33 protein-coding genes are annotated in these 25,531 nt (G+C 67.1%); 29 read left to right on the forward strand and 4 right to left on the reverse strand.

Going from position 1 to position 25,531, the window contains the following annotated elements; translation table 11 throughout:
- Positions 1 to 4: 4 nt before the first annotated feature.
- Positions 5 to 1,258 (forward strand): aminotransferase class I/II-fold pyridoxal phosphate-dependent enzyme, encoded by a 1,254-nt coding sequence (locus VO57_002020; protein ID XBL70134.1) that lies wholly within the window; start codon positions 5 to 7, stop codon positions 1,256 to 1,258.
- Here VO57_002020 and VO57_002025 read toward each other — a convergent pair whose 3' ends face one another.
- A complete protein-coding gene (locus VO57_002025) occupies positions 1,259 to 2,143 on the reverse strand; it encodes an MBL fold metallo-hydrolase (protein ID XBL70135.1) in 885 nt (294 codons plus the stop codon).
- Positions 2,144 to 2,212: 69 nt separating this feature from the next.
- Between VO57_002025 and VO57_002030 the strand changes: the two genes are divergently transcribed.
- From VO57_002030 to VO57_002045, 4 genes are read left to right on the forward strand one after another with little or no spacing between them, the layout of a single operon-like run.
- The gene (locus VO57_002030) at positions 2,213 to 2,539 is read left to right on the forward strand and encodes a metalloregulator ArsR/SmtB family transcription factor (GenBank protein ID XBL70136.1); all 327 of its coding nucleotides are present in this window, start codon (positions 2,213 to 2,215) and stop codon (positions 2,537 to 2,539) included.
- Between the two features lie 5 nt (positions 2,540 to 2,544).
- Positions 2,545 to 3,075, forward strand: a complete 531-nt coding sequence (locus VO57_002035) for a rhodanese family protein (GenBank protein XBL70137.1) — start codon at positions 2,545 to 2,547, stop codon at positions 3,073 to 3,075.
- Positions 3,076 to 3,083: 8 nt separating this feature from the next.
- Positions 3,084 to 3,866 (forward strand): sulfite exporter TauE/SafE family protein, encoded by a 783-nt coding sequence (locus VO57_002040; protein ID XBL70138.1) that lies wholly within the window; start codon positions 3,084 to 3,086, stop codon positions 3,864 to 3,866.
- Between the two features lie 58 nt (positions 3,867 to 3,924).
- A complete protein-coding gene (locus VO57_002045; GenBank protein XBL70139.1) occupies positions 3,925 to 4,356 on the forward strand; it encodes an OsmC family protein in 432 nt (143 codons plus the stop codon).
- On the opposite strand, the gene VO57_002050 is transcribed toward VO57_002045, so the two are convergent.
- Together VO57_002050 and VO57_002055 are read right to left on the reverse strand one after the other, a co-directional pair.
- Positions 4,353 to 5,021, reverse strand: a complete 669-nt coding sequence (locus tag VO57_002050; protein XBL71381.1) for an aquaporin — start codon at positions 5,019 to 5,021, stop codon at positions 4,353 to 4,355. The genes VO57_002045 and VO57_002050 overlap by 4 nt on opposite strands.
- 38 nt (positions 5,022 to 5,059) lie before the next feature.
- Entirely contained in the window at positions 5,060 to 5,701 is a 642-nt protein-coding gene (locus VO57_002055; GenBank protein ID XBL70140.1) for a YqaA family protein, read from the reverse strand.
- Positions 5,702 to 5,897: 196 nt separating this feature from the next.
- Here VO57_002055 and VO57_002060 point away from each other — a divergent pair, with 196 nt between their 5' ends.
- The 6 genes from VO57_002060 (at position 5,898) to VO57_002085 (ending at position 10,885) form a co-directional block, all read left to right on the forward strand.
- Entirely contained in the window at positions 5,898 to 6,854 is a 957-nt protein-coding gene (locus tag VO57_002060; protein XBL70141.1) for an IS1595 family transposase, read from the forward strand.
- Between the two features lie 270 nt (positions 6,855 to 7,124).
- Positions 7,125 to 7,628, forward strand: coding sequence for a hypothetical protein (locus tag VO57_002065; GenBank protein ID XBL70142.1), 504 nt, complete (start codon positions 7,125 to 7,127; stop codon positions 7,626 to 7,628).
- Positions 7,629 to 7,800: 172 nt separating this feature from the next.
- A complete protein-coding gene (locus VO57_002070; GenBank protein ID XBL70143.1) occupies positions 7,801 to 7,947 on the forward strand; it encodes a hypothetical protein in 147 nt (48 codons plus the stop codon).
- 54 nt (positions 7,948 to 8,001) lie between these two features.
- On the forward strand, positions 8,002 to 8,712 hold the full coding sequence (locus VO57_002075; protein XBL70144.1) for an NYN domain-containing protein: 711 nt from the start codon (positions 8,002 to 8,004) through the stop codon (positions 8,710 to 8,712).
- A gap of 309 nt (positions 8,713 to 9,021) precedes the next feature.
- Positions 9,022 to 9,525, forward strand: a complete 504-nt coding sequence (locus VO57_002080; protein ID XBL70145.1) for a hypothetical protein — start codon at positions 9,022 to 9,024, stop codon at positions 9,523 to 9,525.
- Positions 9,515 to 10,885 carry a terminase family protein gene (locus VO57_002085; GenBank protein ID XBL71382.1) on the forward strand — a complete coding sequence of 457 codons (1,371 nt, stop codon included), beginning with the start codon at positions 9,515 to 9,517 and terminating at the stop codon, positions 10,883 to 10,885. Before VO57_002080 ends, VO57_002085 begins: the two co-directional genes overlap by 11 nt.
- A gap of 17 nt (positions 10,886 to 10,902) precedes the next feature.
- On the opposite strand, the gene VO57_002090 is transcribed toward VO57_002085, so the two are convergent.
- Complete coding sequence (locus tag VO57_002090) at positions 10,903 to 11,328, reverse strand: hypothetical protein (protein XBL70146.1); 426 nt, start codon at positions 11,326 to 11,328, stop codon at positions 10,903 to 10,905.
- Positions 11,329 to 11,431: 103 nt separating this feature from the next.
- Here VO57_002090 and VO57_002095 point away from each other — a divergent pair, with 103 nt between their 5' ends.
- From VO57_002095 to VO57_002180, 18 genes are all read left to right on the forward strand, one after another.
- A complete protein-coding gene (locus VO57_002095) occupies positions 11,432 to 12,583 on the forward strand; it encodes a phage portal protein (GenBank protein ID XBL70147.1) in 1,152 nt (383 codons plus the stop codon).
- Positions 12,580 to 12,888: a DUF6127 family protein gene (locus tag VO57_002100; protein XBL70148.1), complete on the forward strand. Its 309-nt coding sequence runs from the start codon at positions 12,580 to 12,582 to the stop codon at positions 12,886 to 12,888. Before VO57_002095 ends, VO57_002100 begins: the two co-directional genes overlap by 4 nt.
- Complete coding sequence (locus VO57_002105; GenBank protein ID XBL70149.1) at positions 12,885 to 13,274, forward strand: HK97 family phage prohead protease; 390 nt, start codon at positions 12,885 to 12,887, stop codon at positions 13,272 to 13,274. Before VO57_002100 ends, VO57_002105 begins: the two co-directional genes overlap by 4 nt.
- A gap of 105 nt (positions 13,275 to 13,379) precedes the next feature.
- On the forward strand, positions 13,380 to 14,567 hold the full coding sequence (locus VO57_002110) for a phage major capsid protein (GenBank protein ID XBL70150.1): 1,188 nt from the start codon (positions 13,380 to 13,382) through the stop codon (positions 14,565 to 14,567).
- Positions 14,568 to 14,684: 117 nt separating this feature from the next.
- Positions 14,685 to 15,224, forward strand: a complete 540-nt coding sequence (locus VO57_002115; protein XBL70151.1) for a phage head-tail connector protein — start codon at positions 14,685 to 14,687, stop codon at positions 15,222 to 15,224.
- A complete protein-coding gene (locus VO57_002120) occupies positions 15,224 to 15,388 on the forward strand; it encodes a hypothetical protein (GenBank protein XBL70152.1) in 165 nt (54 codons plus the stop codon). The genes VO57_002115 and VO57_002120 overlap by 1 nt, the downstream gene beginning before the upstream one ends.
- Positions 15,388 to 15,780, forward strand: coding sequence for a DUF3168 domain-containing protein (locus VO57_002125; protein ID XBL70153.1), 393 nt, complete (start codon positions 15,388 to 15,390; stop codon positions 15,778 to 15,780). Before VO57_002120 ends, VO57_002125 begins: the two co-directional genes overlap by 1 nt.
- A 17-nt stretch (positions 15,781 to 15,797) precedes the next feature.
- The gene (locus VO57_002130) at positions 15,798 to 16,217 is read left to right on the forward strand and encodes a phage major tail protein, TP901-1 family (protein ID XBL70154.1); all 420 of its coding nucleotides are present in this window, start codon (positions 15,798 to 15,800) and stop codon (positions 16,215 to 16,217) included.
- Entirely contained in the window at positions 16,214 to 16,555 is a 342-nt protein-coding gene (locus VO57_002135) for a gene transfer agent family protein (protein XBL70155.1), read from the forward strand. Before VO57_002130 ends, VO57_002135 begins: the two co-directional genes overlap by 4 nt.
- Positions 16,552 to 16,746, forward strand: coding sequence for a phage tail assembly chaperone (locus VO57_002140; GenBank protein XBL70156.1), 195 nt, complete (start codon positions 16,552 to 16,554; stop codon positions 16,744 to 16,746). Before VO57_002135 ends, VO57_002140 begins: the two co-directional genes overlap by 4 nt.
- Positions 16,739 to 17,320 carry a tail tape measure protein gene (locus VO57_002145; GenBank protein ID XBL70157.1) on the forward strand — a complete coding sequence of 194 codons (582 nt, stop codon included), beginning with the start codon at positions 16,739 to 16,741 and terminating at the stop codon, positions 17,318 to 17,320. The genes VO57_002140 and VO57_002145 overlap by 8 nt, the downstream gene beginning before the upstream one ends.
- Entirely contained in the window at positions 17,320 to 19,659 is a 2,340-nt protein-coding gene (locus VO57_002150; protein ID XBL70158.1) for a DUF2460 domain-containing protein, read from the forward strand. Before VO57_002145 ends, VO57_002150 begins: the two co-directional genes overlap by 1 nt.
- The gene (locus VO57_002155) at positions 19,656 to 20,471 is read left to right on the forward strand and encodes a DUF2163 domain-containing protein (GenBank protein XBL70159.1); all 816 of its coding nucleotides are present in this window, start codon (positions 19,656 to 19,658) and stop codon (positions 20,469 to 20,471) included. The genes VO57_002150 and VO57_002155 overlap by 4 nt, the downstream gene beginning before the upstream one ends.
- Positions 20,471 to 20,893 carry an NlpC/P60 family protein gene (locus VO57_002160; protein XBL70160.1) on the forward strand — a complete coding sequence of 141 codons (423 nt, stop codon included), beginning with the start codon at positions 20,471 to 20,473 and terminating at the stop codon, positions 20,891 to 20,893. Before VO57_002155 ends, VO57_002160 begins: the two co-directional genes overlap by 1 nt.
- Positions 20,893 to 23,061: a phage tail protein gene (locus VO57_002165; GenBank protein ID XBL70161.1), complete on the forward strand. Its 2,169-nt coding sequence runs from the start codon at positions 20,893 to 20,895 to the stop codon at positions 23,059 to 23,061. Before VO57_002160 ends, VO57_002165 begins: the two co-directional genes overlap by 1 nt.
- Positions 23,061 to 23,513 (forward strand): DUF2793 domain-containing protein, encoded by a 453-nt coding sequence (locus VO57_002170; protein XBL70162.1) that lies wholly within the window; start codon positions 23,061 to 23,063, stop codon positions 23,511 to 23,513. Before VO57_002165 ends, VO57_002170 begins: the two co-directional genes overlap by 1 nt.
- Before the next feature lie 222 nt (positions 23,514 to 23,735).
- Entirely contained in the window at positions 23,736 to 24,854 is a 1,119-nt protein-coding gene (locus tag VO57_002175; protein ID XBL70163.1) for an OmpA family protein, read from the forward strand.
- A gap of 93 nt (positions 24,855 to 24,947) precedes the next feature.
- Positions 24,948 to 25,499, forward strand: a complete 552-nt coding sequence (locus tag VO57_002180) for a superoxide dismutase family protein (GenBank protein ID XBL70164.1) — start codon at positions 24,948 to 24,950, stop codon at positions 25,497 to 25,499.
- Positions 25,500 to 25,531 lie beyond the last annotated feature (32 nt).

Genomic DNA, 25,531 nt, shown 5'->3' on the forward strand with positions numbered 1-25,531 from the left:
CACGATGAGTGAAGGCATCAGCCAGCCGGACGCGCCCGTAGTGCGTGAAGGCCGCGCCAAGGGCGATCTTTTCGCCAAGTTCGACGATCTGATCGCAATGCGCGAAGGCCTGCTCGCCAGCGGGGTGGAAGATCCCTTCAACCTGGTGATGGAAAAGGTCCTCTCGCCCACCCGAGCGATCTGCAACGGGCGCGAGACGATCCTGCTGGGCACCTACAACTACATGGGTATGACCTTCGATCCGGACGTGATCGAGGCGGGCAAGCAGGCGCTGGAGGAATTCGGTAGCGGGACCACCGGCAGCCGCGTGCTCAATGGCACGTATCAGGGCCACAAGGAGTGCGAGGACGCGCTCAAGGAATTTTACGGAATGGACCATGCGATGGTCTTTTCCACCGGCTACCAGGCCAACCTCGGGATCATCTCGACCATCGCCGGCAAGGGCGATTACGTGGTGCTGGATATCGACAGCCATGCCTCGATCTACGATGGCTGCGCGATGGGCCGGGCCGAGATCGTCCCCTTCCGCCACAATGATATCGAAGCGCTCGAAAAGCGTCTGAAGCGCATTCCCGCCGACGCGGGCAAGCTGGTCGTGCTCGAAGGCGTCTATTCGATGCTCGGCGACGTCGCTCCGCTCAAGGAGATGATCTGCGTCTCCAAGGATGCCGGCGCGATGGTGCTGGTGGACGAAGCGCACTCGATGGGCTTCATCGGCGAGCATGGCCGCGGCGTTGCCGAAGCGCAGGGCGTTCTCGAAGATGTCGACTTCGTGATCGGCACTTTCTCGAAGAGCGTCGGCACGGTGGGCGGCTTCTGCGTATCCAACCACCCCGATTTCGAGATCATGCGGCTGGTCTGCCGCCCCTACGTGTTCACCGCCAGCCTTCCGCCGAGCGTGGTCGCCACCGCCGCGACCAGCATCCGCAAGCTGATGCACGGCGGCAACAAGCGCGCGCACCTGTGGGAGAATTCCCGCACGCTGCACAAGGGCTTGAAGGACCTCGGCTTCCAACTCGGCACCGACGAGCCGCAGAGCGCGATCATCGCCGTCATCATGCCCGACCTGACCAGGGGCGCGCAGATGTGGGAGGCGCTGCTGAAGGAAGGGCTCTACGTCAATCTCGCCCGCCCGCCCGCAACGCCCGCCAACATGACGCTGCTGCGCTGCTCGCTGTGCGCCGAACATAGCGAGGAAGAGGTCGCGACCATCCTCGGCATGTTCGAGCGCGCGGGCAAGGCGACCGGGATTATCTGATCAGCCGGCATCCAGCGCATGGCGCACCGGCTTGATCGGAATGCGCAGATAGGAAACGCCGTTGTCGGTCGCTTCGGGGAAGCGGCCGGCGCGGATATTGACCTGGACCGAGGGTAGCAGCAGCCGCGGCACGGCAAGGTCGCTGTCGCGCGCCTCTCGCATGGCGACGAACTCGTCCTCGCTCACGCCGTCGTGCACGTGCACGCTGCTGCGCTTCTGCTCGCCGACGGTGGTCTCCCACGCATAATCGTCGCGCCCCGGTGCCTTGTAGTCGTGGCACATGAAGAGGCGCGTCTCGGCCGGCAGCGCCAGCAGGCGGCGGATCGAGTGGTAGAGCTGGTGCGCATCGCCGCCGGGGAAGTCCGCCCGCGCGGTGCCGAAATCGGGCATGAACAGCGTATCGCCGACGAACACCGCGTCGCCGATCTTGTAGGCAATATCCGCCGGGGTGTGGCCCGGCACATGCAGCACCTCGACGGTGAGCGAGCCGATCGCGAAGGTCTCTCCATCGGCGAACAGGTCGTCGAAATCGGACCCGTCGGCCTTGAGGTCGTCCATCCCGAAGACCGGGCGGAAGATCTTCTGCACGTCGCGAATATGCGCACCGATGCCGATACGCGCGCCGGTCTTCGCCTTGATGAAGGGTGCCGCGCTCAGATGGTCGGCATGGGCGTGGGTTTCGAGCACGCGCTCGATCGTCACGCCTTCCTCTTCGGCGGCGGCAAGGATCGCTTCGGCAGAGCGCACGTCTGCCTCGCCCGAGGCGAGATCGAAGTCGAGCACCGGGTCGATCACCGCGCCGTGGGCGGTGTCCGGATCCCAGACCAGATAGCTGACCGTGTTGGTCGGTTCGTCGAAGAAGGCGCGAATGCGGGGGTTCGTCATGATGAGTCTCCGTCGGGCTTGCTGTTGACGCTTGACATATATTAGCGATTGCTTATTTAGCAAGTGCTAATGGAAAACGATACTCTTCTCGCCCCCGCAGACCTCGCCACGTTCGAGGCCAATGCATCTTCCGTTGCCGAGCTGCTCAAGGCGCTCGGCAACACGCGTCGCCTGATGGTGATGTGCAAGCTGGCCGAACATGGCGAGATGCGGGTGAACGCGCTGGCCGAGGAGGTCGGCCTGTCCCAGTCCGCGCTCTCGCAGCATCTTGCGAAGATGCGGGCAGAGGGCCTGGTCGACTCCCGGCGCGAGGCGCAGACCGCCTGGTACCGCATCGCCGACCCGCGCTGCCGCACCCTGCTGGCGACCCTTCACGATCTCTATTGTCAGGAGTGACCCCCATGACTTCTACCCCCAACACCCCCAAAACCGTCTCCCCCACCGAGGCACGGCGCATGATGGCCGAAGGCGCAAGACTGGTGGATATTCGCGGGACCGACGAGTTCGCCCGCGCCCGCGCTCAGGGCGCGGAGAATCGCCCGCTGGACCAGATCGAGCGGATCGATTGCGACGGCCCGATCGTGTTCATGTGCCGCTCCGGCATGCGGACCGGCAGCAATGCGCAGCGGCTCGCCGCCTGCCATGATGGCGAGGCCTTCCTGCTCGAAGGCGGGCTGGAAGGCTGGCGCAAGGCCGACCTGCCGGTGGAGGAAGACCGCAGCCAGCCGATCGAGATCATGCGGCAGGTTCAGATCGCTGCCGGATCGCTAGTCCTGCTGGGCGTGATCCTGGGCCTCGTGGTCGCGCCGGGATGGTTCGCGCTGTCGGGCTTCGTCGGCGCGGGGCTGGTCTTCGCAGGCACCACCGGCTGGTGCGGCATGGCCTACCTGCTCGCAATCATGCCGTGGAACCGGCAGGCCGCAGCGGCCTGACGCGATCCATGGACCTGGCTCATATCCTCATCACGCTGCTTTCCGGCGGTGTCATCGGCTTCGTGCTGGGGCTGGTCGGCGGCGGGGGCTCGATCCTCGCCGTCCCGCTGCTGGTCTATGCGGTGGGGATGAAATCGCCGCACATGGCGATCGGCACCGCCGCGGTGGCGGTCGCGCTCAACGCGCTGGTCGGGCTGATCGGCCACGCGCGCAGCGGCAATGTCCGCTGGCAATGTGCGCTCAGCTTCGCGCTCGCCGGGTCGGCGGGTGCAGCGCTGGGCGCGGAGGCGGGCAAGGCGGTCGATGGTGAAAGCCTGCTCGGCCTGTTCGGCGGGCTGATGGTGGTGGTCGCGCTGCTGATGCTGCGCGGTCGCTCGGCAGCCGAGAACCCGCTGGTGCGGATGACGCGCGAGAATGCGAAATCCATGCTCTCGCGCATCCTGCCGATCGGCTTCGGCACCGGTCTGCTCGCGGGTTTCTTCGGGATCGGCGGCGGCTTTCTGATCGTGCCCGGGCTGGTCTTCGCGACCGCAATGCCGCTGTCCCTGGCGATCGGTAGCTCGCTGGTCGCGGTCAGCGCCTTCGGGATCACCACCGCCGGGTCCTACGCGCTCTCGGGCATGGTCGACTGGACGATCGTCGCCTGGCTGGTCGCGGGCGGGATCGGCGGCAGCGTGCTGGGTCGCGGCGCCGGGGCGAAGCTCGCCACGCACAAGCGCGCGCTGGAGATAGGATTTGCCGTTCTGGTCGCGGCGGTGGGCGTGTGGGTGATCGTCAAGTCATTCGGCTGAGATAGCGCGGAACCGCTCGCGCCGCCTTTCGTCTGACAGGGCAGAAGGAGATTCTCTAATGGCGAATATCAGCACTGGCAGCGCAAAGTACGAAGGCTTCGGCAAGGACGGCAAGGGCCATGTCTCGACCGGGTCGGGCGCGCTCAAGGACCAGCCCTACGGCTTCAAGACCCGGTTCGAGGATGAGCCGGGCACCAACCCCGAAGAACTGATCGCAGCGGCGCATGCCAGCTGCTTCACCATGGCGCTGTCGTTCCAGCTGGCGGGCAAGGGCCACTCGGACGGCACGATCGAGACGACCTGCAAGGTCACGCTCGAAAAGGATGGCGAGGGCTTCAAGGTGAGCAAGTCGGCGCTGTCGGTGACCGGCGGCGGCGACGGGCTCGACCAGGCGACGTTCGAGGAATGCGCCAAGACCGCCAAGGAAAACTGCCCGCTGTCCAAGCTGCTCGATACCGAGATCACGCTGGACACCACTTTTAACGGCTAACCGTCTTCCCCCGTGGGCGGGTCGGCGCTGAGCCATCCGCCCACACCCACCGCGAGCATCATGCCCACCAGCTGCGCGGCGATGAAGCCGGGCACGTCGACCGGCGCGATCCCGGCGAAGGTGTCGCTGAGCGAGCGGACCGCGGTGATCGCGGGATTGGCGAAACTGGTCGAGCTGGTGAACCAGTAGGCGGCGGTGATGTAGAGGGCGACGCTCGCAGGGACGGACCCGGGCAGCCGCTTCAATGTGACGAGGATGGTGAGGACGAGGCCGAAGGTCGCGATCGCCTCCCCCGCCCATTGGCCAACGCCCGTGCGCGCCTTGGTCGATAGCTGCAGGATGGGCAGGTCGAACATCAGGTGGACCGCCAGCGCGCCCAGCGCACCCGCCAGCAGCTGGACGAGGATATAGAGCAGCGCGATGCGCACCCGCGTCTCCCCGCGCAGCGCGAAGGCCATGCTGACGGCAGGGTTGAAATGCGCGCCCGAGATCGGCCCCAGCATCGCAATCAGCACGTAAAGGATTGCCCCGGTGGCGATCGTGTTGGCGAGCAGCGCGACGGCGACATTCCCGTCCATCAGGTTTTGCGCCATTACGCCCGAGCCAAGCACGCCGGCGAAGAGGAAGAAGCTGCCGATCGCCTCCGCGGCGAGGCGGCGTGACAGGGCGTGCTCCGCTGGCGGAGCCGCCTCGGCGACGGCGCTCACAGATCCTCGATGCTGTGGACCGCGGCGCACGGATCGTTGGCGTCGGTTTCGTCACCATGGCCGACTTGGGTCAGCACCAGCACTCCGCCGATCACCAGCGCGACGAACGCGGCGGTAACCCACGGCAGGTATTTGTCGATGAAGACCTTGATCGGCGCGCCGAAGATGCGGAACAGCAGGCCCACGGTGAAGAATATCATCCCGCGCCCCACCAGGCTGGCGAGGATGAAGGTGACGATATTCATGTTCACGAACCCGGCGGAGATCGTCAGCAGCTTGAAGGGCACCGGAGTCGATCCGGCGACCACGATCGCCTCCCAGTCGTATTCACGCAGGTAGCAGGCGGCGCGCGGGAAGCTGTCGGTCATCCCGATCACGCCGATCAGCCATTCGCCGACCAGATCGTACAGGCCCCAGCCGATGAAATAGCCGAACAGCCCGCCCACAACCGAGGCAAGCGTGGCGATCACGCCGAAGCGAATCGCCTTCTTCGGCTCGGCAAGGCACATCAGGCCCAGCAGCGGGTGCGGCGGGATGGGGAAGAAGCTGGCCTCGACGAAGCAGAAGAACGCGAGCCACCACTGCGCATAGGGATGCGCCGCCTTCTCCATCGTCCAATTGTACAAACCGCGCAGCATCGCCGCTCCCTCCCAGATTTCGCCAGCGCTTAGGCCAGCCGCCCACCCCGCGCAAGCGCGTGCGTGGATCGGATAATTTACCAGATAGGTTATTTTAGCATTGACATCGTGACGCTCTTTGGTTAGAGGTAGGCGATTGCGTACTTTACAAACCCAACCCTTCCCGCTATAACCAAACGGGTAAGGAGCAAGCAGAATGTCGGTACTTTCCAGCCCCCATTTCCACGACGAAGCCAAGGCGTTTGAATACCTTGAAAGCATCGTGTGGGCGGATGGCGTAACCTGTCCGCATTGCGGCACGGTTGGAGGCCGCGTTTACGACCTATCTGGCGTTCGCACGAAGCCGAGCAAGAAGAACCCGGAAGGCAAGCTGCGCCACGGCCTCAAGAAGTGTGGCGAGTGCCGCAAGCAGTTCACGGTGAAGGTCGGCACGGTATTCGAACACGCCCGCCTGCCGCTCTACAAGATGCTACAGGCCGTTCACCTCATGGTGTCGAGCAAGAAGGGCATCAGCGCCCACCAGATGAGTCGCATTCTGGAAGTCCAGTACAAGAGCGCGTGGTTCCTGATGCACCGCATTCGTGAAGCGATGCGCTCCGGCGATCTGGCGCAGCCGTTCGGTAACGGCGGTGGCGCTGTCGAAGTTGACGAAACCTACATCGGCTTCAAAGCTGGCGTATCCACCCGCCGTGGTTGGGCGCACAAGCGTGCTGTTGTCGCGCTGGTTGATCGCGACAGCGGCAAGAGCAAGTGGTTCCACGTTTCCGGCACCACCGCTGCCGACATTCACCCGATAGTGCTTGATAACATCCACCGCGAAGCCCGTCTCATGACGGACGAAGCCAAGATGTATCGCAAGATCGGTCGCCGCTTTGCCGAGCATGGCACCACCATCCACGCGACCGGCAACTATGTGGACCTCAAAGACCGCACCATTCACACCAACACGGTTGAAGGCGCGTTCTCGATCTTCAAGCGCGGTATGCGCGGCGTGTACCAGCACTGTGCCGAACACCACCTGCACCGCTACCTCGCTGAATACGAGTTCCGCTACAACACCCGCACCGCCAACGGCTTCGATGATCGCCAGCGCGGCGCGGAAGCGGTGAAGGGCATCGTCGGCAAGCGTCTCACGTATGGGGTCGCTAACTGATTGCGGCCAAGACAGCCGGAAGACTGAACGCAAGACTGCCAGAAGAGCGCGACGGAATGGAAGATGGCGAACGGCGCGACGGTTATAACCGAAAGTTAGTTCTGGGGACTAGCGCGTGGAAGAAGTGCAGACACGCGCTTGACCGCTCGCGCGAATCATGCGTAGATGCATGAAAGCCCCAAATCCCACTTAGGGACTCGGGGCTTCCATACGGTCAAAGCGCTGTCCGGAAAAACGACGCGATGACCGGCTTGTTCTAGCGAGGTTATTATGCCCGATGCGCTTGACTCCGTCAAGGCGTTCGCCCTTGAAATGCGCCGTTCTGCCCAGTCTGTGGAAATCGAAGACCCGCCGCGTGGTAAGCGCCTTTTGGAGCGTGCTGACCACTTGGACTCGGTCGCCTCCGAACTGGAAAGCGCCCGCAAGCGCTTACGCGCCGTGCCGACTGATTACGGCGACTTGTCGGACCTCCCCCCAGAAGTGATGGAACAACTCAACTTGTCCAAGGTGGATGAGCTTGAGCAACAGATGCGCGATATCATCGCTTCAGCGAATGGTGAGGAAATCGGCATCGATCCAATCATCATCGAACTCTACCGCCGCCACAAGGTGGTGCAGGAGCGTCGCTTCATCATGAACAAGCTGTACCGAATGGGTCAAAAGGGCCTCATCCATAGCGTCGATGGCAAGAAGGGCGTCTACTACATTCCGAAGGCCCCCGCCCAATGGGGGGCAACCAACTACGACGATCTAGACGAGGATATACCCTTCTGATGTGCGAACGCCCCGTCACTAGGACGGGGCGCTCTAGAGTGGGGCTGACCTGGTGTGGGGTAGTGACTTCCCATCTCCGACCCCGGGGGTTCGATTCCCCCCAGCTCCACCGCTCTGGCTCCTATATAGACGAACCATTAATGCCCCGCAACGCGAACAAGGACACCTCACCGTGACGGAGAAGCCACAGATCGAGAAGTTCAAGGAAGCTGCACGCGAGCTTGAATGCGACGATGACGAAAGGCGGTTTCGCGAGCGCCTTGGCAAATTAGCCAAGTCAGATAAAACAGCCGCCCAAACGAAAAAGCCCCGGCATTAGCCGGGGCTCCCGCTAACCTGAGAGCAGGTCAGCATCGATGCTGGGGCATATAGCGTGAGTGATTCGGAAGGTCAAGAGTCGAAAGAGCGGAGGGCGGCGCTCTACGTGGATGGATTCAACCTATATCATCCGATCAAGGAAAGCGGCCAGAATCACCTAAAATGGGCATGCCTCTGGAAGCTTGGCGAGATGCTAGCGACTGGCGAAAACTGCCGATTGGTGAAAGTGGTGTTTTGCACTGCCATGCCCCTGCATCTGCCAGAATCTCTAGCCAGACATCAGTTGTTCAATGCGGCACAAATTGCCCGCGGTGTGGATGTAATAAAGGGGCACCATGTGCCTGTAGGTGATGGGTACTCCGAAAAGCAATCTGACATAAACGTGGCCCTATCGCTCATCTGCGACGGGGAAGACGACATTTATGATGTCGCCTTTCTTCTATCCGCAGACTCCGATCAAATCGCCACCGCGCGGTTCTTTCGGAAACGCTTGGCCCCCAAGGGCAAGGCCCTCTTCGCAGCGATACCACCCGACAAGACAGTTCCTGTGGAATATAAGAGTCTCGGGGTGCCGAAGCGTCAAATCTCCTTCGTGATGATGGAGCGCTGCGTAATGCCCGCTCAAGTCCAAGGGAAAGCTGGCTTGATTAATCGCCCCTCGGAATACGAGCCTCCGCAGGGCTGGGTGCATCCGGCTGACCGGCCTAAAGTCAGGCCGCCCAAACTGAAAGCCGGAACTCGATGGAAAACCGTCGCCAAAGGATAGCGCCTAACCGCCCTTGTAAAAAGTTCTGTCCTACAGCGTCACGTTCGGGTCTGGATCGCGCGATGTGCAAACCTGACCGATCCGAACTTGAAGCGACGATGCTGGCATTCATTCTGCTGGCACCGCTTGGGTACTGGATAGTGCGGACAGCCTTTAGCCTGATTGGTTAGCTGACTCACGCATTTCTGCCATTCTCAGGCTTGGGTTCGTAAAAGACACAATCGCCTAGAGGTACGGAACATCGCGATGGTGCGGGCGGCAGCGGGATCGACCGCCGTACCAATCGCCAGCCCCCGGGGTCATCATGTCATGACAAAAACACCACTGGGCGCGCCTGCAAGGGAGCGCGCCAAACGCTCGCGCCTGATCGACCGACAGACGGGCGCGCCGGCGGAAGGCCCGGTCAGCACCCACTGGCGGACCTATTTCCTCGAAGCGCTGGCCGCGACCTCCAACGTGTCCGCGTCGGCAAGGGCGGCGGGCGTCTCCCCCAGCCGCGCCTACAAGACCCGGCGCGAACATGCGGATTTCGCCGCCGCATGGCGTGGCGCGCTGTACGAGGGATACGAGCATCTGGAGATGGAAGTGCTGGCAAGCCTGCGCGGCCACGATCCCGACCGCAAGCTCGACATCACCAGCGCAATCCGCCTGCTCGCCGCACACCGCGAGGCCATCGCCACCGAGAGGGCGAAGCGCCACGGGCAGGACGAGGCGGAGGTGTTCGCCTCGCTCGAAGCCAAGCTTGCCACGATCCGCGAGCGCCTCGCCAAGGACGGCGCCGCATCGCAGACCGATGGCGGCGATGGGCGCTGACTGGCTGGGCGACCTGCTCAAACTTGCCCCAGAGGCGCGGCTCGACTGGTACGCCTCGCTGAGCAAAGGAGATGCCCACGCGATCGCCCGCTACTGGCCGCTCTGGGCGCGGGCGGAACAGATGCCGCCGACAAGCGACTGGCACACGTGGCTGATCTGCGCCGGGCGCGGCTTCGGCAAAACGCGGGCGGGTGCCGAATGGGTGCGCATGCTCGCGCGCACCGATCGGCACGCCCGGATCGCGCTGGTCGGTGCCTCTCTGGCCGAGGTGCGCAGCGTCATGATCGAAGGGGAGAGCGGCATCCTCGCGGTGTCGCCGCCGGATTATGCTCCGCAATGGGAGCCGAGCCTGCGGCGGCTCTCGTGGCCTGGCGGCGCGCGCGGCTATTGCTACTCCGCCGCCGAGCCCGAATCCTTGCGCGGTCCACAGCACAGCCACGCGTGGTGCGACGAGATTGCCAAGTGGGACAATGCAGGCGAGCGTGCCACGGCGGCGTGGGACAACCTGCAGATGGGCCTGCGCCTGGGTGAGCACCCCCGCGTCGCTGCGACCACCACACCGCGCGCCGTGCCGCTGGTCCGGCGACTGCTGGAGGAGGCCGAAACCGGCGACGTCGCGGTAACGCGCGGGACGACATGGGACAACGAGGACAACCTCCCCACCCGCTTCGTCGACCGGATGCGCCGCCAGTTCGCCAGCACCACGCTGGGGCGGCAGGAACTCGACGGCGAACTGCTGAGAGATATCGAAGGCGCGCTGTGGACCCGCGCCATGCTGGAGATGTGCCGCATTCCTCCCCCTCCCCTTCAGGGGAGGGGGTCGGGGGGTGGGGCAGCGACCAAGACCAACGGTCTCACCCGCATCGTCATAGGCGTAGATCCCCCCGCCAGCGCCCACGGCGACGCTTGCGGCATCGTAGTCTGCGGCATCGACGAAGAAGCGCTCGCCATCGTCCTCGCCGACGAAAGCGTGGAGCGCGCCTCGCCCGAAAAATGGGCCCGCGCTGTCGCACGAGCCGCCGAGAAGTGGGAGGCCGACCGTGTGATCGCCGAGGCCAACCAGGGCGGCGCGATGGTCGAAAGCGTGCTGCGCGCGGCGGATGTGTCGCTGCCGGTGAAGCTGGTCCACGCCAGCCGCGGCAAGGCCGCCCGCGCCGAGCCGGTCGCCGCGCTCTACGAAGCAGGCCGCGTGCGCCACGCCGGGCTGTTCGCGAAGCTGGAGGACCAGCTGTGCGGGCTAATCGTGGGCGGCGGCTACGAAGGCCCGGGCCGCTCCCCCGACCGCGCCGACGCGCTGGTCTGGGCGCTGAGCGAGCTGATGCTGGGGAAGAGCGGAAGGCCGCGGGTGCGGGGGATGTGAAAGAGCCTACCTCGCAGCTAGCCCTTCAGACCTTCCACACACGTCCGGAACGCCTTGAACTCGGGAATGTCCTCGCTCGTGTCCGCCTCAATGCGCTGCGCCGTTCCGCCGACCGCGTAGGAAAAGCGCCCGGGCGTCTCGCTCAGCATCCATGCGAGGTCGTCCACGCTCATGTCGGCGATGTAGCCCTGGGCGTAGTCGCCCGCGAAGCCGTCGCGGTAGGTCACCGGGCCGCCGGTCGAGAAGTCGAGACGCATGTAGAAATAGCCTTCGCGCTGGCGTCCGGGCGTGTCGACCGCGGCCTTGAACATGAGGCCGATGATCGCCGAACCGTCCGTATCGGCGCGCATCAGCAGCGCCTTGGACCCATTGCCCACCTCGATGCGGCACGTGGCATCGGAGACCTCGACCACGCGGTCCTGCGCGAGCGCAGGCTGGGCCATGGCCGCTCCAGCCATCGCTGCCAGAACGATTGATAGACCTAATTTCATCGCTTCCCCCTTTCGGGCCAACCGCCCGGGGGACTGCCTGATCCCGGGAGACGCCATGTCCATGTTTACCGACCTGATCTCCGCCTTCAAGGGCGGGGGGAGCGCCCGTGTGCCTATTGCGCGCGGGTTCGCCTCGCCTTGGGCGAGCGCGCTGGAAAGCCACGCGCCGCCGTTCGATTATTCGACCAGCCTGCAGGCGGGCTATGCCTCCAACCCCGTCGCGCAGCGCGCGGTGCGGATCGTGGCCGAGGGCGTCGGGGCCGCACCCGTTTCCACCGATGCGGACGAGCTGCTCGCGCTCGTCACCGCGCCCAGCGCGGGCCAATCGCTGGTCGAGACGATCGCGGCGCACCTGTTGCTCCACGGCAATGCGTTCATCCAGATCCTGAAGGACGCAAGCGGCAGGCCGGTCGAGCTGTTCGCGTTGCGGCCCGAGCGGGTGGCGATCCGCCAGCGCGCCGATGGCTGGCCCGAAGCCTTCGCCTATCATCTCGGTGCGCAGACGCATGTGATCCCGCTGGAGGACGAGGATGGGTGGCTCGAGCTGATCCACCTCAAATGCCTCAACCCCGGAGACGATCACTATGGCGCGGGCGCTCTGTCTGCCGCCGCGCAGGCCATCGCGATCCACAATGCGGCGAGCCGCTGGAACCATGCGCTGCTGGAAAACGCGGCGCGACCCTCGGGCGCGCTGGTCTACCAGCCGGGCGACGGACAGGGGCTGACGGCGGACCAGTTCGAGCGGTTGAAGGCCGAACTCGCCAGCGCCTTCCAGGGCCAAGGCAATGCCGGGCGGCCCATGCTGCTCGAAGGCGGGCTGAGCTGGCAGAGCATGGCCCTGAGCCCCGCCGACATGGACTTCGCCACGCTCAAGGCGGCGGCGGCGCGCGACATCGCGCTCGCCTTCGGGGTGCCGCCGATGCTGCTCGGCCTGCCGGGCGACAACACCTATTCCAATTACCGCGAGGCGAACCGCGCGCTGTGGCGCCTCACCCTCCTGCCGCTGGCGGACAAGATCTTCGGTGGGATCGCCGCGGGGATGGCGCCGTGGTTCTCCGATGCGCAGATCGCGGTCGATCTCGACCGGGTGCCCGCGCTTTCCGAAGATCGCGAGCGTTTGTGGAAGCAGGTTAGCGAGGCGGATTTCCTCACGCCCGAGGAACGCCGCGCAATGCTCGGCCTCGCTCCGCAGGAGAACCGGTCATGACCACCGAAGACATGCTTACCGCGCTGCTCTCGCAGGCGCGGGCCGAGGGCGCGGAGCTGGTCACGCTGCGCGCGATTGCCGAGGAAGCGGGTGAGCTGGGCGCGGCGCGCGCGCTCGCCCGGATCGGCCTGTCGGACGAGGCTGCCTCGGGCGATATCGACGAGCTGCGCGAGCTGCTGCAGGCCTGGCGCGATGCCAAGGCGAGCGCGTGGAAGGCCGCGATCGAGTGGCTGGTGCGCGGCGTGTTCGCGGCGCTTCTGGTCGGGATCGCGGTGCGGCTCGGTGTCGCGGAGCTGGTGCGATGAGGATCGCCGGCTATGCCGCGCTGTTCGACATTGCCGATGCCGCGCGCGACACCATCCGCCCCGGTGCCTTTGCCGCCACTCTGGCGCAGCGCCGCGATCCCCTGCCGCTGCTGTGGCAGCACGACCCGCGCCAGCGGATCGGCTGGGTCGAGCGGGTCGGCGAGGATGCGCGCGGCCTGCGCGTGGTCGCCGCGATCGACCGGCCCGCCAGCCGCGCGGCTGCTCTGCTGGCGGCACGCACGGTGTCCGGCCTCAGCTTCGGGTTCCGCGCGCGGTCGGCGCATAGCGGACCGCAGGGGCGCGAGCTGATCGCGCTCGACCTGATCGAGATCAGCCTCGTCACCCACCCGCTCCAGCATGGGGCGCGGGTGCATCTGGTCGCCTGACTTCCTCCGACCCCGTCAAACCTCGCCTGCCCCACCCCAACCCCCTCCCCTGCAAGGAGAGGGGGTCTTTCCCGTGCCAACGAAAGAGAGATCGCCATTATGGACATGCCCTTCCCCACCACTGCCCCCGCCGCTCAGCCCGCTCCCCCATCCAGCGCGGACACCACCGCGATCGACGCCAGCTTCGATGTCGTCGCCCGGCAGGACCGGGTGGAACAGCAGGTCGAGGATCTTCGCACCGAAGTCGACGAGGTTAAGCTGCGGGTCGACCGGATCGCCCAGGGCGCACAACGTGCGGCGCAGCGCCCCGCACTTGCCGCCACCAGTGCCGCCCAGACCGAGGTGAAGGGCTTCGTCGATGGCTATCTGCGGTGTGGCAATACGCATGAGATCAAGTCGATCTCCGGCACCAGCCCGAGCGATGGCGGCTATGCCGTGCCGCGCCAGATCGATGCGATGATCGCCCGCCAGCTGACCGAGATCAGCCCGATCCGCGCGCTGGCGCAGGTCGTCCAGACCGGCAGCGCGGGCTATCGCAAGCTGGTCGCCACCGGCGGCACCGCCAGCGGCTGGGCGGGCGAGACGGCCGAGCGGCCCGAGACCGACACGCCCAGCTTCGCGGAAATCGCCCCGCCCAGCGGCGACCTCTACGCCAACCCGGCGGCGAGCCAGGCGATGCTCGACGACGCAGGCTTCGATCTGGAATCCTGGCTGTCGAGCGAGATCGCGATGGAGTTCGCCCGCGCCGAAGGTGCCGCCTTCGTCAACGGCTCCGGCACCAACCAGCCCAAGGGCTTCCTCAAGGCCCCCACCAGCACGCTGGGCGATGCCGCGCGCACCTTCGGCAGCGTGCAATATGTCGGCACCGGCGATGCGACCGGCTTCGGCACCGATCCGGAAGAAAAGCTGATCGACCTCGTCCACACGATGAAGGCGGGCCACCGCCAGGGCGCAAGCTTCGTGATGAACTCGACCACGCTGGCCGAGGTGCGCAAGCTCAAGACCAGCGACGGCGCATTCCTGTGGCAGCCCGGCCTGATCGAGGGCCAGCCGGACCGGCTGCTGGGCTATCCGGTGGTCGAGGCGGAGGACATGCCGGACATTGCGGGCGGCGCGTACCCGATCGCCTTCGGCAATTTCCGCCACGGCTATCTGATCGCCGAACGCAGCGCGACGCAGGTGCTGCGCGATCCCTTCACCAACAAGCCCTTCGTCCACTTCTACGCGACCAAGCGGATCGGCGGGCAGGTGCTCGACAGCGCAGCGATCAAGCTGCTGCGGATCGAGGCCTGACGCCGGGCGGCGCGGGCGGGCCCTTCCCGCAACCGCGCCGCCGCGCCCGCGTCGGCTCCCCCATTCCCCCGGCCGACGCGGGCGCCCTTTTCACGACGATCATTTCAGGAGACCGCCATGATACGCACGGTGCTGGCGACCGGCGATCTCGCGCCCGCGCTGGCCGAGCTCAAGCATTGGCTCGGCATCACCCGCCCGGCCGACGATGCCCAGCTGACCGGCCTGATCGGGGCCGCGATGGAGGCGTGCGAGCGGTTCACCACCCTCACTCCGATCGCCTCGACCATCGAGGAGGTGATGGAGGCGAGCCATGAATGGACGCGGCTTGCCAGCCGACCCATCGCGCGGCTCACGAAGATCGAGCGGCTGGCCGATGACGGCACCCGCACCGCGCTGGGCGAGGAGGATTACGACCTGCATCTGGCGGGTGACGGCTCGGCGCAATTGCGGCTGCGCAGCGGTCCTTACCTGAGCCGCGTCGTGGTCACGCTGGAGACGGGCCTTGCGCCCGACTGGCCCGGTCTGCCCGATGGCTTGCGCCACGGCATCCTGCGCTTCGCCGCCTTCCTCCACCGCGAGGGCGAGGCTGCGGGCGGCGAGCCACCCGCCGCGATTGCGGCGCTGTGGCGGCCCTGGCGCGTGCTGAGGCTGGCGTGATGGCCGGGATGATCCGCGTGCGGATGCCCGCGCTCGACCGGCTGGCCCATGCGCTGGAGCGGCGGGCGCTCAAGCGCCTCGAAGCTCGCGCCCGGGCCCACAGGCTGAGCGGCGATCCGTGGCGCTCGCCCGACCGGCTCTGGCCTCATTTCGGAGACGACTGATGGAAACCCGGCTGCGCGCCGCGCTGCTCGATCACCTGCGCGCCGATCCGGCGCTGATGGACGCGATCAATCTGGTCGACGAGGCGGAGGTGGAGCGCGCCTCGCCCCCGTGGCTCGCACTGGTCGCCTCCGCCTCGACCGACTGGGGCACCAAGACCGAGGCCGGGCGCGAGGTGCGCATCGCGCTCGAACTGCGGCTGCACGGCGACGATCCGGCGAGCGGCGGGGACATCGCCGCACGGGTCGATGCCCGCACGCTCGCCCTGCCTGCGCAGCAGTCCGGCTTCCGCGTGGTCAGCGCCGCCTTCCTGCGCGGCCGCGCCGAACGCCGCGCGCTCAATGCCCGCGCATTGCTGCGCGAATACCGTTTCCGCCTGCTCGCTTCCGACTGATCCCGAAAGGACATCCCATGACCGCACAAAGAGGCTCCGCCTTCCTCCTCAAGATCGGCGACGGCACCCAAGAAAACGGGGGCCCGCCCGCCTACCAGACTGTCGCCGGGCTGCGGACCACGCAGCTGGCGATCAACGGCGACAGCGTGGTGGTGACGCACAAGGAATCGGGCGGCTGGCGCGAATTGCTGTCGGGCGCGGGCACCCGCTCGGTCTCGGTCAGCGCGGGCGGCATCTTCCTCGGCTCGGATGCCGAGGCGCGGGTGCGGACCCACGCGCTGGCGGGCACGATCGATGACTATGAATTGTCGTTCGAGGATGGCGCGCGGCTGCGCGGGCGCTTCCTCGTCCAGCGGCTCGACTATTCGGGCGATTTCAACGGCGAGCGCAATTACACGATCCAGCTCGAAAGCTCGGGCCCGGTCGTCCCGGCATGACCCCGGAACAGGTCCGGGGTGACGAACCCAATCCGCCCCCCAACCCCCTGCGCGGGGAAGCGGCGATCCGCATCGCGGGCGAGACCCATGTGCTGCGCCCCAGCCTCACCGCGCTGGTCGCGGCGGAGGAAGAACTCGGACCGCTATTCGCGCTGGTCGAGCGTGCAGCCAATGGCGAGCTGCGCCTGGCCGAAATCGCCGCGCTGTTCTGGCACTGCCTGCAATCGCGCGAGGGGCTGACCCGCGAGGCTGTGGGCGAAGCGATTCTGGCGGGCGGGCTTGCCGCCGCCACAAAGCCGCTGCGCGCGCTGCTCGGCGCGATTCTGCAGGGCCGATGACCCGCGCCTTCTCCCCCGGCGTGCCGCCGCTGGCAGCGCTCGCCGCGCAGGCGCTGGGCTGGACGCCGGACGCGTTCTGGCACGCCACCCCCGCCGAACTCGCCGCCGCGCTCGGTCCGACTTCGCCCGTTGGCGATGGCGTTGACCGAAGCGACCTCGACAGCCTGATGGAGCAATATCCCGATGCCTGACCTTGCAGCCGACCCGGTCGACGCAATGCTGATCGACGTGCGCGCCAACACGCGCGGCTTTGCCGAGGATGTCGCCCGGATGCGGCAAGACCTCAACGGCGAACTCGTGGCCGGGTTTTCACGCGCGGGCGACGTTCTCGAACGCAGCCTGCTGAAAGCGATCCGGCGCGGCAGCCTCGGCTTCGAGGATTTGCAGGCCTCCGCCAGCAAGGCGATCGACCGGATCGCGAGCCAGGCGCTCAAGCTCGGGATCGGTCAGATCTTCGGGGCGAACAATCCGCTGGGCGGGATCGTCGGCACTTTGCTGGGCGGTGTGCTCGGCCTACCCGGCCGCGCGACCGGCGGCCCGGTGAGTGCGCAGCGCGGCTATCTGGTCGGTGAGCGCGGGCCCGAACTCTTCGTGCCTCCGTCGGATGGGCGGGTCGTGCCGCTGACAGCGCATGGCGGCGGTGCGCGGCGGGTCGAGGTGGCGATCCAGCTGGCCGCGCCTGCGGGCACCGCCGCGCCGATCGCGCTCGAACGCTCCAGCCGGCAGATCGCGGCGGCGGTGCGCCGGGCGATGGAGAACAGCTGATGGCCTACTGGCTTTGCGCTGCCCGCAACGGGCAGGAGCACGACCATATCCAGCGCTTCGACCCGCGCTTCTGGACGGTCAATTTCCCCCGTCCGATGATGGCAAGCGTGGTCACCACCGCGCCCGATGCGCTGCGGCTGACCTGCGAATTCCATCACGCGGGCGAACTCGCGGGGTTGATCTGGGAGAGCGTGGATAGGCTCGACCATCCGCTGCATCGCTACGCGACCGACCGCGATTATTCGCACACGGTCCTGTCCTTCCGCTGGCGCAGCGGCGGGATCATCCCGCTCGACGCAGTCAATGGGCCGACGCTGACGATCGAGGGGCGCGATGCGAGCGGCACTGCGCGCAGCTGGTATGTCCGGCTGTGGAACTACGCCGAGGGGTCGCCCGAGGACGCGCGGGTGACGCTGCCGTTTTCGGCACTGGTGAGCGGCTTCACACTACCCGGAGAGCCCGTCCATCCGCAGGACATCGACCGCATGTTCATCTCGCTGGTGCCGCCCGGCTACGTGCCGGGCAGCGCCGATCCGCTGGCCCAGCGCGCCGATGGCTGGGTCGAGCTGAGCGATATTGCCTGCGACGGCGCGCATGCGATGCTGGAGATCGGCGAGAGCATGCTGCCCGAGCATGGCGAGCAGATCGCGACCGCCTATGACGACTGCTTCAACCAGACGCCTGCGCGGCTGATCCGCCAGATCCGCCAGCTCGGCTATCGCGGGCGGGTGGTCCACTATGTCGGGATGAGCCATTATTTCCGGCTCGAACCGCTTGGCAGCGGGCATTACGTCAGCCTCGCGGGCGGCGTGCTCAACGATGCCTGCGCTGCGTGGCATCGGGCTTTTGCCGAGGAGGCGCAGGCCGCCGGGTTCGAGGTCATCTGGTCGCTGTCCTACGAGTTGTTCGACGCGCATTGCTGGAACGACTGGAAACAGCGAGCCTACGATGGCGCGCCTGCGCAGACCGGGTGGGAGCCGCCCTCTGCGCTGCTCTCGCCCGCGCATGCAGGGGCGATGGGCTACCTGCGGCAGGTCGCGTCGGCGTTCGTGCAGATCGCGCAGGCCGCCGGATTGCCGGTTCTCTTCCAGATCGGCGAGCCGTGGTGGTGGGTCATACCGGGCAGCTTCGGACCGTGCCTCTACGACGATGCCGCAAAGGCCGCGTTCGGCGGCGATCCGCCGGTGATCGCGGATATGCGCGCACCGCTGGATGAGGCGCAGAAGGCACTGCTCGATCAGGCGGGAGCGCTGCTCGCCGCCTCCACCGCCGCGCTGGCGCAGGCGGTGCGCGATGCTGCCGGGGGTGAGGCAGAGGTGCTGCTGCTCGCCTTCACGCCGACGATCCTCGACGGCCAGATGCCCGAGATCGAGCGTGCCAACCTGCCGACCGGCTGGGCCTGGCCCGCCTTCGATCGCTTGCAGTTGGAGGATTACGACTGGCTGACCGCCGGTGCCGATGCCCGCCGCCGCGCGGCTCACGCGCATGTCGATGCGCGGCTCGGCTACCCGATCGACCGGCAGGACTATTTCGCGGGCTTCGTGCTGAACGCCGAAGATGCGCCCGCCTACTGGGCGCGGATCGACGCCGCGCTGGACGAGGCGCGCATGCGCGGCGTGACCCAGCGGTTCGTCTGGGCGCTGCCGCAGATCGCACGCGACGGATACACCCGGCTTGCCCCGCCCCAGCCCGACCAGCGCGAGGACCACATGCAGAACTTCGACGACGTCCCCTATCCGCTCACACTCGGCACGGATGCCAGCGCGAGCCCCGAATTCTCGACCTCGGTGCTAGTCACCGCCTCGGGCCACGAACGCCGCACCGCGCAGTGGGCGGACGCGCGGTTGCGCTTCGATGTCGGACCTGGGATTCGTTCGGAGAGCGAGCTGGCAACCCTGCTCGGCTTCTTCCGCGCCCGCCATGGCCCCGCACGCGGCTTTCGCCTCACCGATCCGTTCGATTTCTCGTCCAACGGCACCACGGGCGCGCCGACCCCTGCCGACCAGCTGCTCGGCCTCGGCGATGGCGAGACCACCCGCTTCGCGCTGGCCAAACGCTACGGTGAGGGACCCGAGCCGCAGGTCCGGCGGATCACCCGGCCCCACAGCGGCACGGTGCGCGTCTCGGTCGGCGGTCAGGAGACCGCAAGCTTCACGCTCGATCCGCTGGGCTTCGTGGTGCTCGACGATGCCCCGGCGGACGGAGCGGAAGTGCGCGCGGGCTTCCTGTTCGACGTGCCCGTGCGCTTTGCCGAGGACCGGCTGGCGATCAGCGCCGCCGGTTTTGCCGCCGGGCAGGCACCCAGCGTGCCGCTGATCGAGATCAGGGAGGCGGCATGAGCGAGGTATTCGAGACGGACCGCCTCGCAACCCGCGCCTTCTTCTGGCGGATCGAGCGGCGCGATGGCGTGACGCTGGGCTTCACCAGCCACGACCGCGACCTGATGCTGGAAGACGTGCGGCTGCGCGCCGCGCCCGGCATCCGCCCCGCCGCGCTGCGCCTGACGGGCGAGATTGCAGGCGACGACGCGCAGATGGACGGCGCGATCACGCACGACGCGATCTCGGCGGCCGATCTGGAAGCGGGCCGCTTCGACGGCGCAGCGGTGACGATCGGCAGCATCGACTGGCAGAGCGGCGAGGCCCAGGCGCATTACTGGGGCACGATCGGCCAGACGGAAGCCGTCGCCGACGGTTTCTCCGCTCAGCTGCATTCGGCCAAGGCTGCACTGGAGGAAGACCCGGTCCCGCGCACCAGCCCCGGATGCCGCGCGCGCTTTTGTGGGCCCGGCTGCAACCTGTCGCCCGTACGCTTCACGGTAGAACGGCAGGTCGCGACGATCGAAGCAAGTGCCAATGCGGTCGGCTTTGAAGAGCTCGCGAGCGCGGATTTCGTGTTCGGGGAGCTGCGCTGGCTGGAAGGGCCCGCGCTCGGCCTGCGCCAGACCATTATCGCCGATGAGGCCGGAATGCTGGTGCTCGACAGCAGCATTCCGGCCGGAGTGCGCGAGGGAACCCGCGCCCAGCTGCGCGAGGGCTGCGACCGCACTATCGCCACCTGCTCCACCCGCTTCGCCAATGCGGTGAACTTTCGCGGCGAACCCTTCCTGCCAGGCAACGACCTCGTCGCCCGCTACCCATCGCGCAGCTGATGGACAGGGCATCCCAGATCGCACGCGCGGCGGGCGATCTGGTCGGCACACCGTTCCGCTTGCAGGGGCGTGATCCATCGACCGGGCTCGACTGTATCGGGCTGGTGCTGGCCAGCCTCGCCGCGGCGGAGATCACTCTCGCGCTGCCAGCGGATTACCGGCCGCAACGCCGAGGCTTCGCGCTTCCCTATGAAGCGCTGGCAGCAGCGGGCCTGATCGCAATTCGCGCACCACGCCGCGCGGGCGATGTCCTGCTTCTGGAGACCGGCCCGGCGCAGGTCCATGCGGCGGTCGCCGTAAGTCGGCACCGAATCGTCCATGCCCACGCCGGGCTTCGCCGGGTCGTCGAAAGCCCGCTGCCCGATCACTGGCGCGTGCTCGCCTGCTGGCGGCCCGCTGCCAATCCGCAAGGAGATACATGATGGCAACGCTGATCCTGTCCACGGTCGGCACCGCGCTCGGCGGGCCGATTGGCGGGGCGATCGGGGCGGTGCTGGGCCGCGCGGTCGACAGCGCGGTGATCGGCACGCCGACCCGCCAAGGCCCGCGCCTGACCGAGCTGGCGGTGTCCACCTCCAGCTACGGCCAGCCGGTGCCGCGCGTGTTCGGCACGATGCGGGTGCCCGGCGCAATCATCTGGGCGACCGAACTGGTCGAAAGCAGTCAGACGAGCGGCGGCAAGGGGCAGCCGAAGACCACCACCTACAGCTACGCGATCTCCTTCGCGGTCGCGCTGTCGAGCCGGCCAGTCGCCGCGATAGGGCGTATCTGGGCCGATGGCGCATTGCTGCGCGGGAGCGCGGGCGACCTGAAAGTCGGCGGGGTCATGCGGCTGCACAAGGGCACCGGAGACGACGAAGTCGATCCATTGATCGTCGCAGACAAGGTCGCGCAGGGCTGTGCCTTCCGCGACCTCGCCTATCTGGTGTTCGAGGACCTGGAGCTGGCCAGCTTCGGCAATCGCATCCCAGCGCTCAGCTTCGAGGTGACCGCGCCCGACGGTACGCTCGACGTCGTCGACCTGCTTGAAGACATCCCGCTTGCGGCTGGCGCTAGTGCTCCGCTGGCGGGGCTGCGGGGCTTCGCCGATCAGGGCGGGTCGCGCGCGGACCTGCTGGCGCATGTGGGACAGGTTTTCCCGCTGACGCTTGGCGCGACCGCCGAGGGCCTATCCCTGTCGCCGGTGGAGGTCGGCGAGCCGATCGCGCTGCCACCGCCGGTGGTCGGTCGGCTTGATGGGGAGAATCGCGCCGAGCCTCGCGTGCGCCGCGACGCGTCCAAGCGCGAGGTGCCAGCGGCCTTGCGCTATTACGATCCCGCGCGCGACTACCAGCCCTCGCTCCAGCGTGCGCCGGGCGTCGGCGGGGCGAGCGAGCAGATCGAGTTCCCCGGGGCCTTTGCCGCACCGGACGCACAGGGACGGATCGCCGCGCTGCATCGCCGCGCCCTGACCGCACGCGACAATCTCGAATGGCGGATCGCAGAGCCCGCGGCGGGAATCGTGCCGGGGGCCGTGGTGACGCGCGCTAGCCACGGCGATGTCTGGCGCGTGAGTAGCTGGGAATGGCACGCCGACGGGATCGACCTGGGGCTGGAGCGGATCGCGCGGCTCCCTGCGGGGCGCTCGGTTGCTGATCCGGGCTCCGGCCCGCCCCCGCTCGATGAAGTGCCGGGCGAGCTCGTGCTTCGCTATGTCGAACTGCCGTGGGACGGATCGGGCGATCCGGCGACGCCGCAACGCTACGCCGCGCTCAGCATGGCGGGTACTCGCAGCCCGATCGCGCTGTCGGCGGTGGAGGGCGATGCGCTGCTTCCGCTCGGGCAGGTGGGCCGTGGCGACACGGTCCAGGGTGCCAGCGTTGCACCGCTCGCGCCCTCCCCCAGCCTGCTGTTCGAGGCGGAGGCCACGCTGGAGATCGCGCTGGTCTCGGCCGGCATGCAGCTGCAATCGGTCGACATGCCCGCGCTGCTGGGCGGCGCGAACCGGCTGCTGCTGGGCGAGGAAGTGCTCCAGTTCCGCCAAGCCGAACCGCTCGGCGATGCGCACTGGCGCTTGACCGGCCTACTGCGCGGGCGCGCAGGGACCGAACATCACGCAGCTGCAGGCCACCCGCAGGGCACTGCCGCAATCCTGATCGACCACCGGCTGGTCGCGCTCCCGGCGCAGGATCACATGGAGATCGCTGCGCTTCCCGGTGTCGGCTTGACCGAGCCCGTCTACGCCGCGCTTGGCTCTGCCGGCGTCACGCAGCGCCCGCTCACCCCTGTCCACCCGCGGGTCGATCTCACAGCGGCGGGCGATGCGATGTGGAGCTGGGTGCGCAGGGCACGCGGAGGCTGGCGCTGGCAGGACGGAGTGGACATGCCGCTGGTCGAGGAGCGCGAAACCTATCAGGTCGGCCTCGGTTCGCTCGAAACGCCACATGCGCTGTGGGAGGTGACCGGGCCGAGCTTCTCCCTAACCCAGACCCAACGGGCAGACTTGCGCGCACTCCACCCGTTAGCGGCGCTGTGGGTTCGCCAGATCGGCACCCGTGGTCTGTCGCCCCCCGTCCGCCTTCCCACCGCCCCATCCCAGGAGACCAACTGATGTCCATCCCACTGGAACTCGCAGCGCGATCGCCGCGCAACGCTCTGCCTTTCCTGGTCGTCGCCCAGGCGCAGAAGGAAGCGACCGTGAACGAGGCACTTGCGCGGATCGACGCGCTGCTGCGCCCCGTCGTGGAGGGGGAAAGCGATGCACCTCCGGCGGAGCCTGCGGAGGGCACGGGCTGGATCGTGGGTGCGGGAGCACAGGGCGAGTGGGCGGGGCTTGAGGGCGCGCTCGCGTTCAGGGTCGCAGGCAGCTGGATATACGCGCAACCTTCGGAAGGCACCGTTGTATTCGACCGCGCGCTGGGCGGCTTGCTTCATTGGCGCGATGGCTGGCAGACGGTCGCGTTGCCCACAATCCCCACTGGCGGTGCAACGATCGACACGGAAGCGCGCTCCGCGATCGGGGAACTGATCGCACAACTTCGCGCCTTCGGCCTGGGGATTTGAGAGCGCCGCCGGGAACCGCCGGTTTGACGAAGCGTTGGCGGGCCGGGAGGAACAGGGATTGATCCCGGCTTCCATCAAGAGACGTTCTCGCTGATGAGGCAATCTTGCAACAGTGTCTTCGCTTTACGGAAACGAGGGCCTGTCTGCTTGCCTCGGAACTGGGGAAAAGTTAAGTGGGGGCCTCCTGGTGGCTCCCAATCATTACAAAGGGGAATTACAGTAATGCGCAATATCGTCATCGGAATGGCGATGGCTTCGACGATGCTCGCATCGCCGGCACTTGCACGTGACAGCCAATGGTACGTGCAGGTCGAAGGCGGTCCGATGCTGGTCGAAGACCTCGACTTCGACGTCAATGGCGTCGAAGACCAGCTCACCCAAGATTACGACGCCGGCTATGACTTCGGCGGTCTCGTTGGTTACGATTTCGGCCCGGTCCGGATCGAAGCCGAAGCGAGCTACCGTGAAGCCGACGCCGACCAGCTTATCGTCGGCACGCTCGGCTTCCCGGCCGGTGCCGGTACGCGCCTCGCACCCGCAGGCCAGTTCCCGGCGAACGGCTACGTCAACTCGCTGAGCTTCATGGTCAACGGCTTGGCCGACTTCGGTCCCGATGACGGCCTGCAGGGCTTCGTCGGTGGCGGTGTCGGTGTCGCCCGGACCAAGGTCCAGACGACCATCAACACCAACGGTGCGCCGGGTCTCGACGATTCGGACACCGGGTTTGCTTGGCAGATCCTCGCGGGCGTTCGCGCTCCGGTGACCGATCGCATCGATGTCGGCCTGAAGTATCGCTTCTTCAACGCCCAGAACATCGAAATGGTCGATCGTCTTGGTGACGTGCTCGAAGGCCGCCTGCGCTCGCACTCGCTGATGGGCACGGTGACCTACAACTTCGGCGCACCGCCGGCACCGCCGCCCCCGCCGCCGCCGCCGCCGCCGCCGCCTCCCCCGCCGCCGCCGCCCCCGCCGCCCCCGCCGCAGGTGCAGTGCAACACGGGCCCGTACATCGTGTTCTTCAACTGGGATCGTTCGGACATCACTCCGGAAGCAGCCTCGGTTCTGAACAACGCGATCTCGGCTTACCAGAACTGCGGCAACGCTTCGGTCATGCTGGCCGGTTACACCGACCGTTCGGGTACCGTTCAGTACAACCTCGGCCTCGCGGCACGTCGTAACGCTTCGGTCCGTCAGTACATGACCGGCCGTGGTATCCCCGACGCCCGCATCAGCAGCGAAGCCTTCGGTGAAGCGAACCCCCGCGTTCCGACCGCCGACGGTGTCCGCGAACTGCAGAACCGTCGCGTGGAAATCACCTACGGTCCGGGTTCGGGCATGTAATCGAGCGGACTTCCGCGACGAAACACTGGAAGGGGCCGGAGCAATCCGGCCCCTTCTTCGTTGGGCAGGTGAAAACGGAGGAGATCACCTGTCATGACACGTCTTTCCAGGCTCACACGCGTTGCCCCGGCCGCGCTCGGGCTCACCTGCGCCGCCGCACTCGCTGCATGCGCGACCACACCGGTACCCGGCGAAGAACTGCTCGCCACCGCCACCCTGCTCGACACGGACGGCAACCCCACGGGCGAAGCGCGCCTGCTGGGCGTTGGGGACCGCGCGGAGCTCGCCGTCACGGTCGAGGGGCTCACGCCGGGCGAGCACGGTTTCCACCTGCACACCACGGGCCGCTGCGCCCTGCCCGACTTCAAGTCGGCAGGCGGGCACCTCAATCCCGCCAACAAGGGCCACGGCCTGCTCGATAATGACGGCAGCCATCTGGGCGATCTGCCGAACTTGGTGGTCGCAGCGAACGGCACGGCGAGCGTGCAGGTGCCGCTCGACGGCACACGCACTTACGTGATCGACCAGATCTTCGATGCAGACGGCACCGCCGTGGTCATCCACGCGGACGCCGACGACGGGCGCACAGACCCGTCGGGCAATGCCGGTTCGCGCGTGCGCTGCGGCGTTCTCGAACAGGCCTGACAAGCAGAAGGGGCGAGGCCAACACGGCCCCG

Source organism: Citromicrobium bathyomarinum, from assembly GCA_001306305.2.
GTDB lineage: Bacteria > Pseudomonadota > Alphaproteobacteria > Sphingomonadales > Sphingomonadaceae > Alteriqipengyuania > Alteriqipengyuania bathyomarina.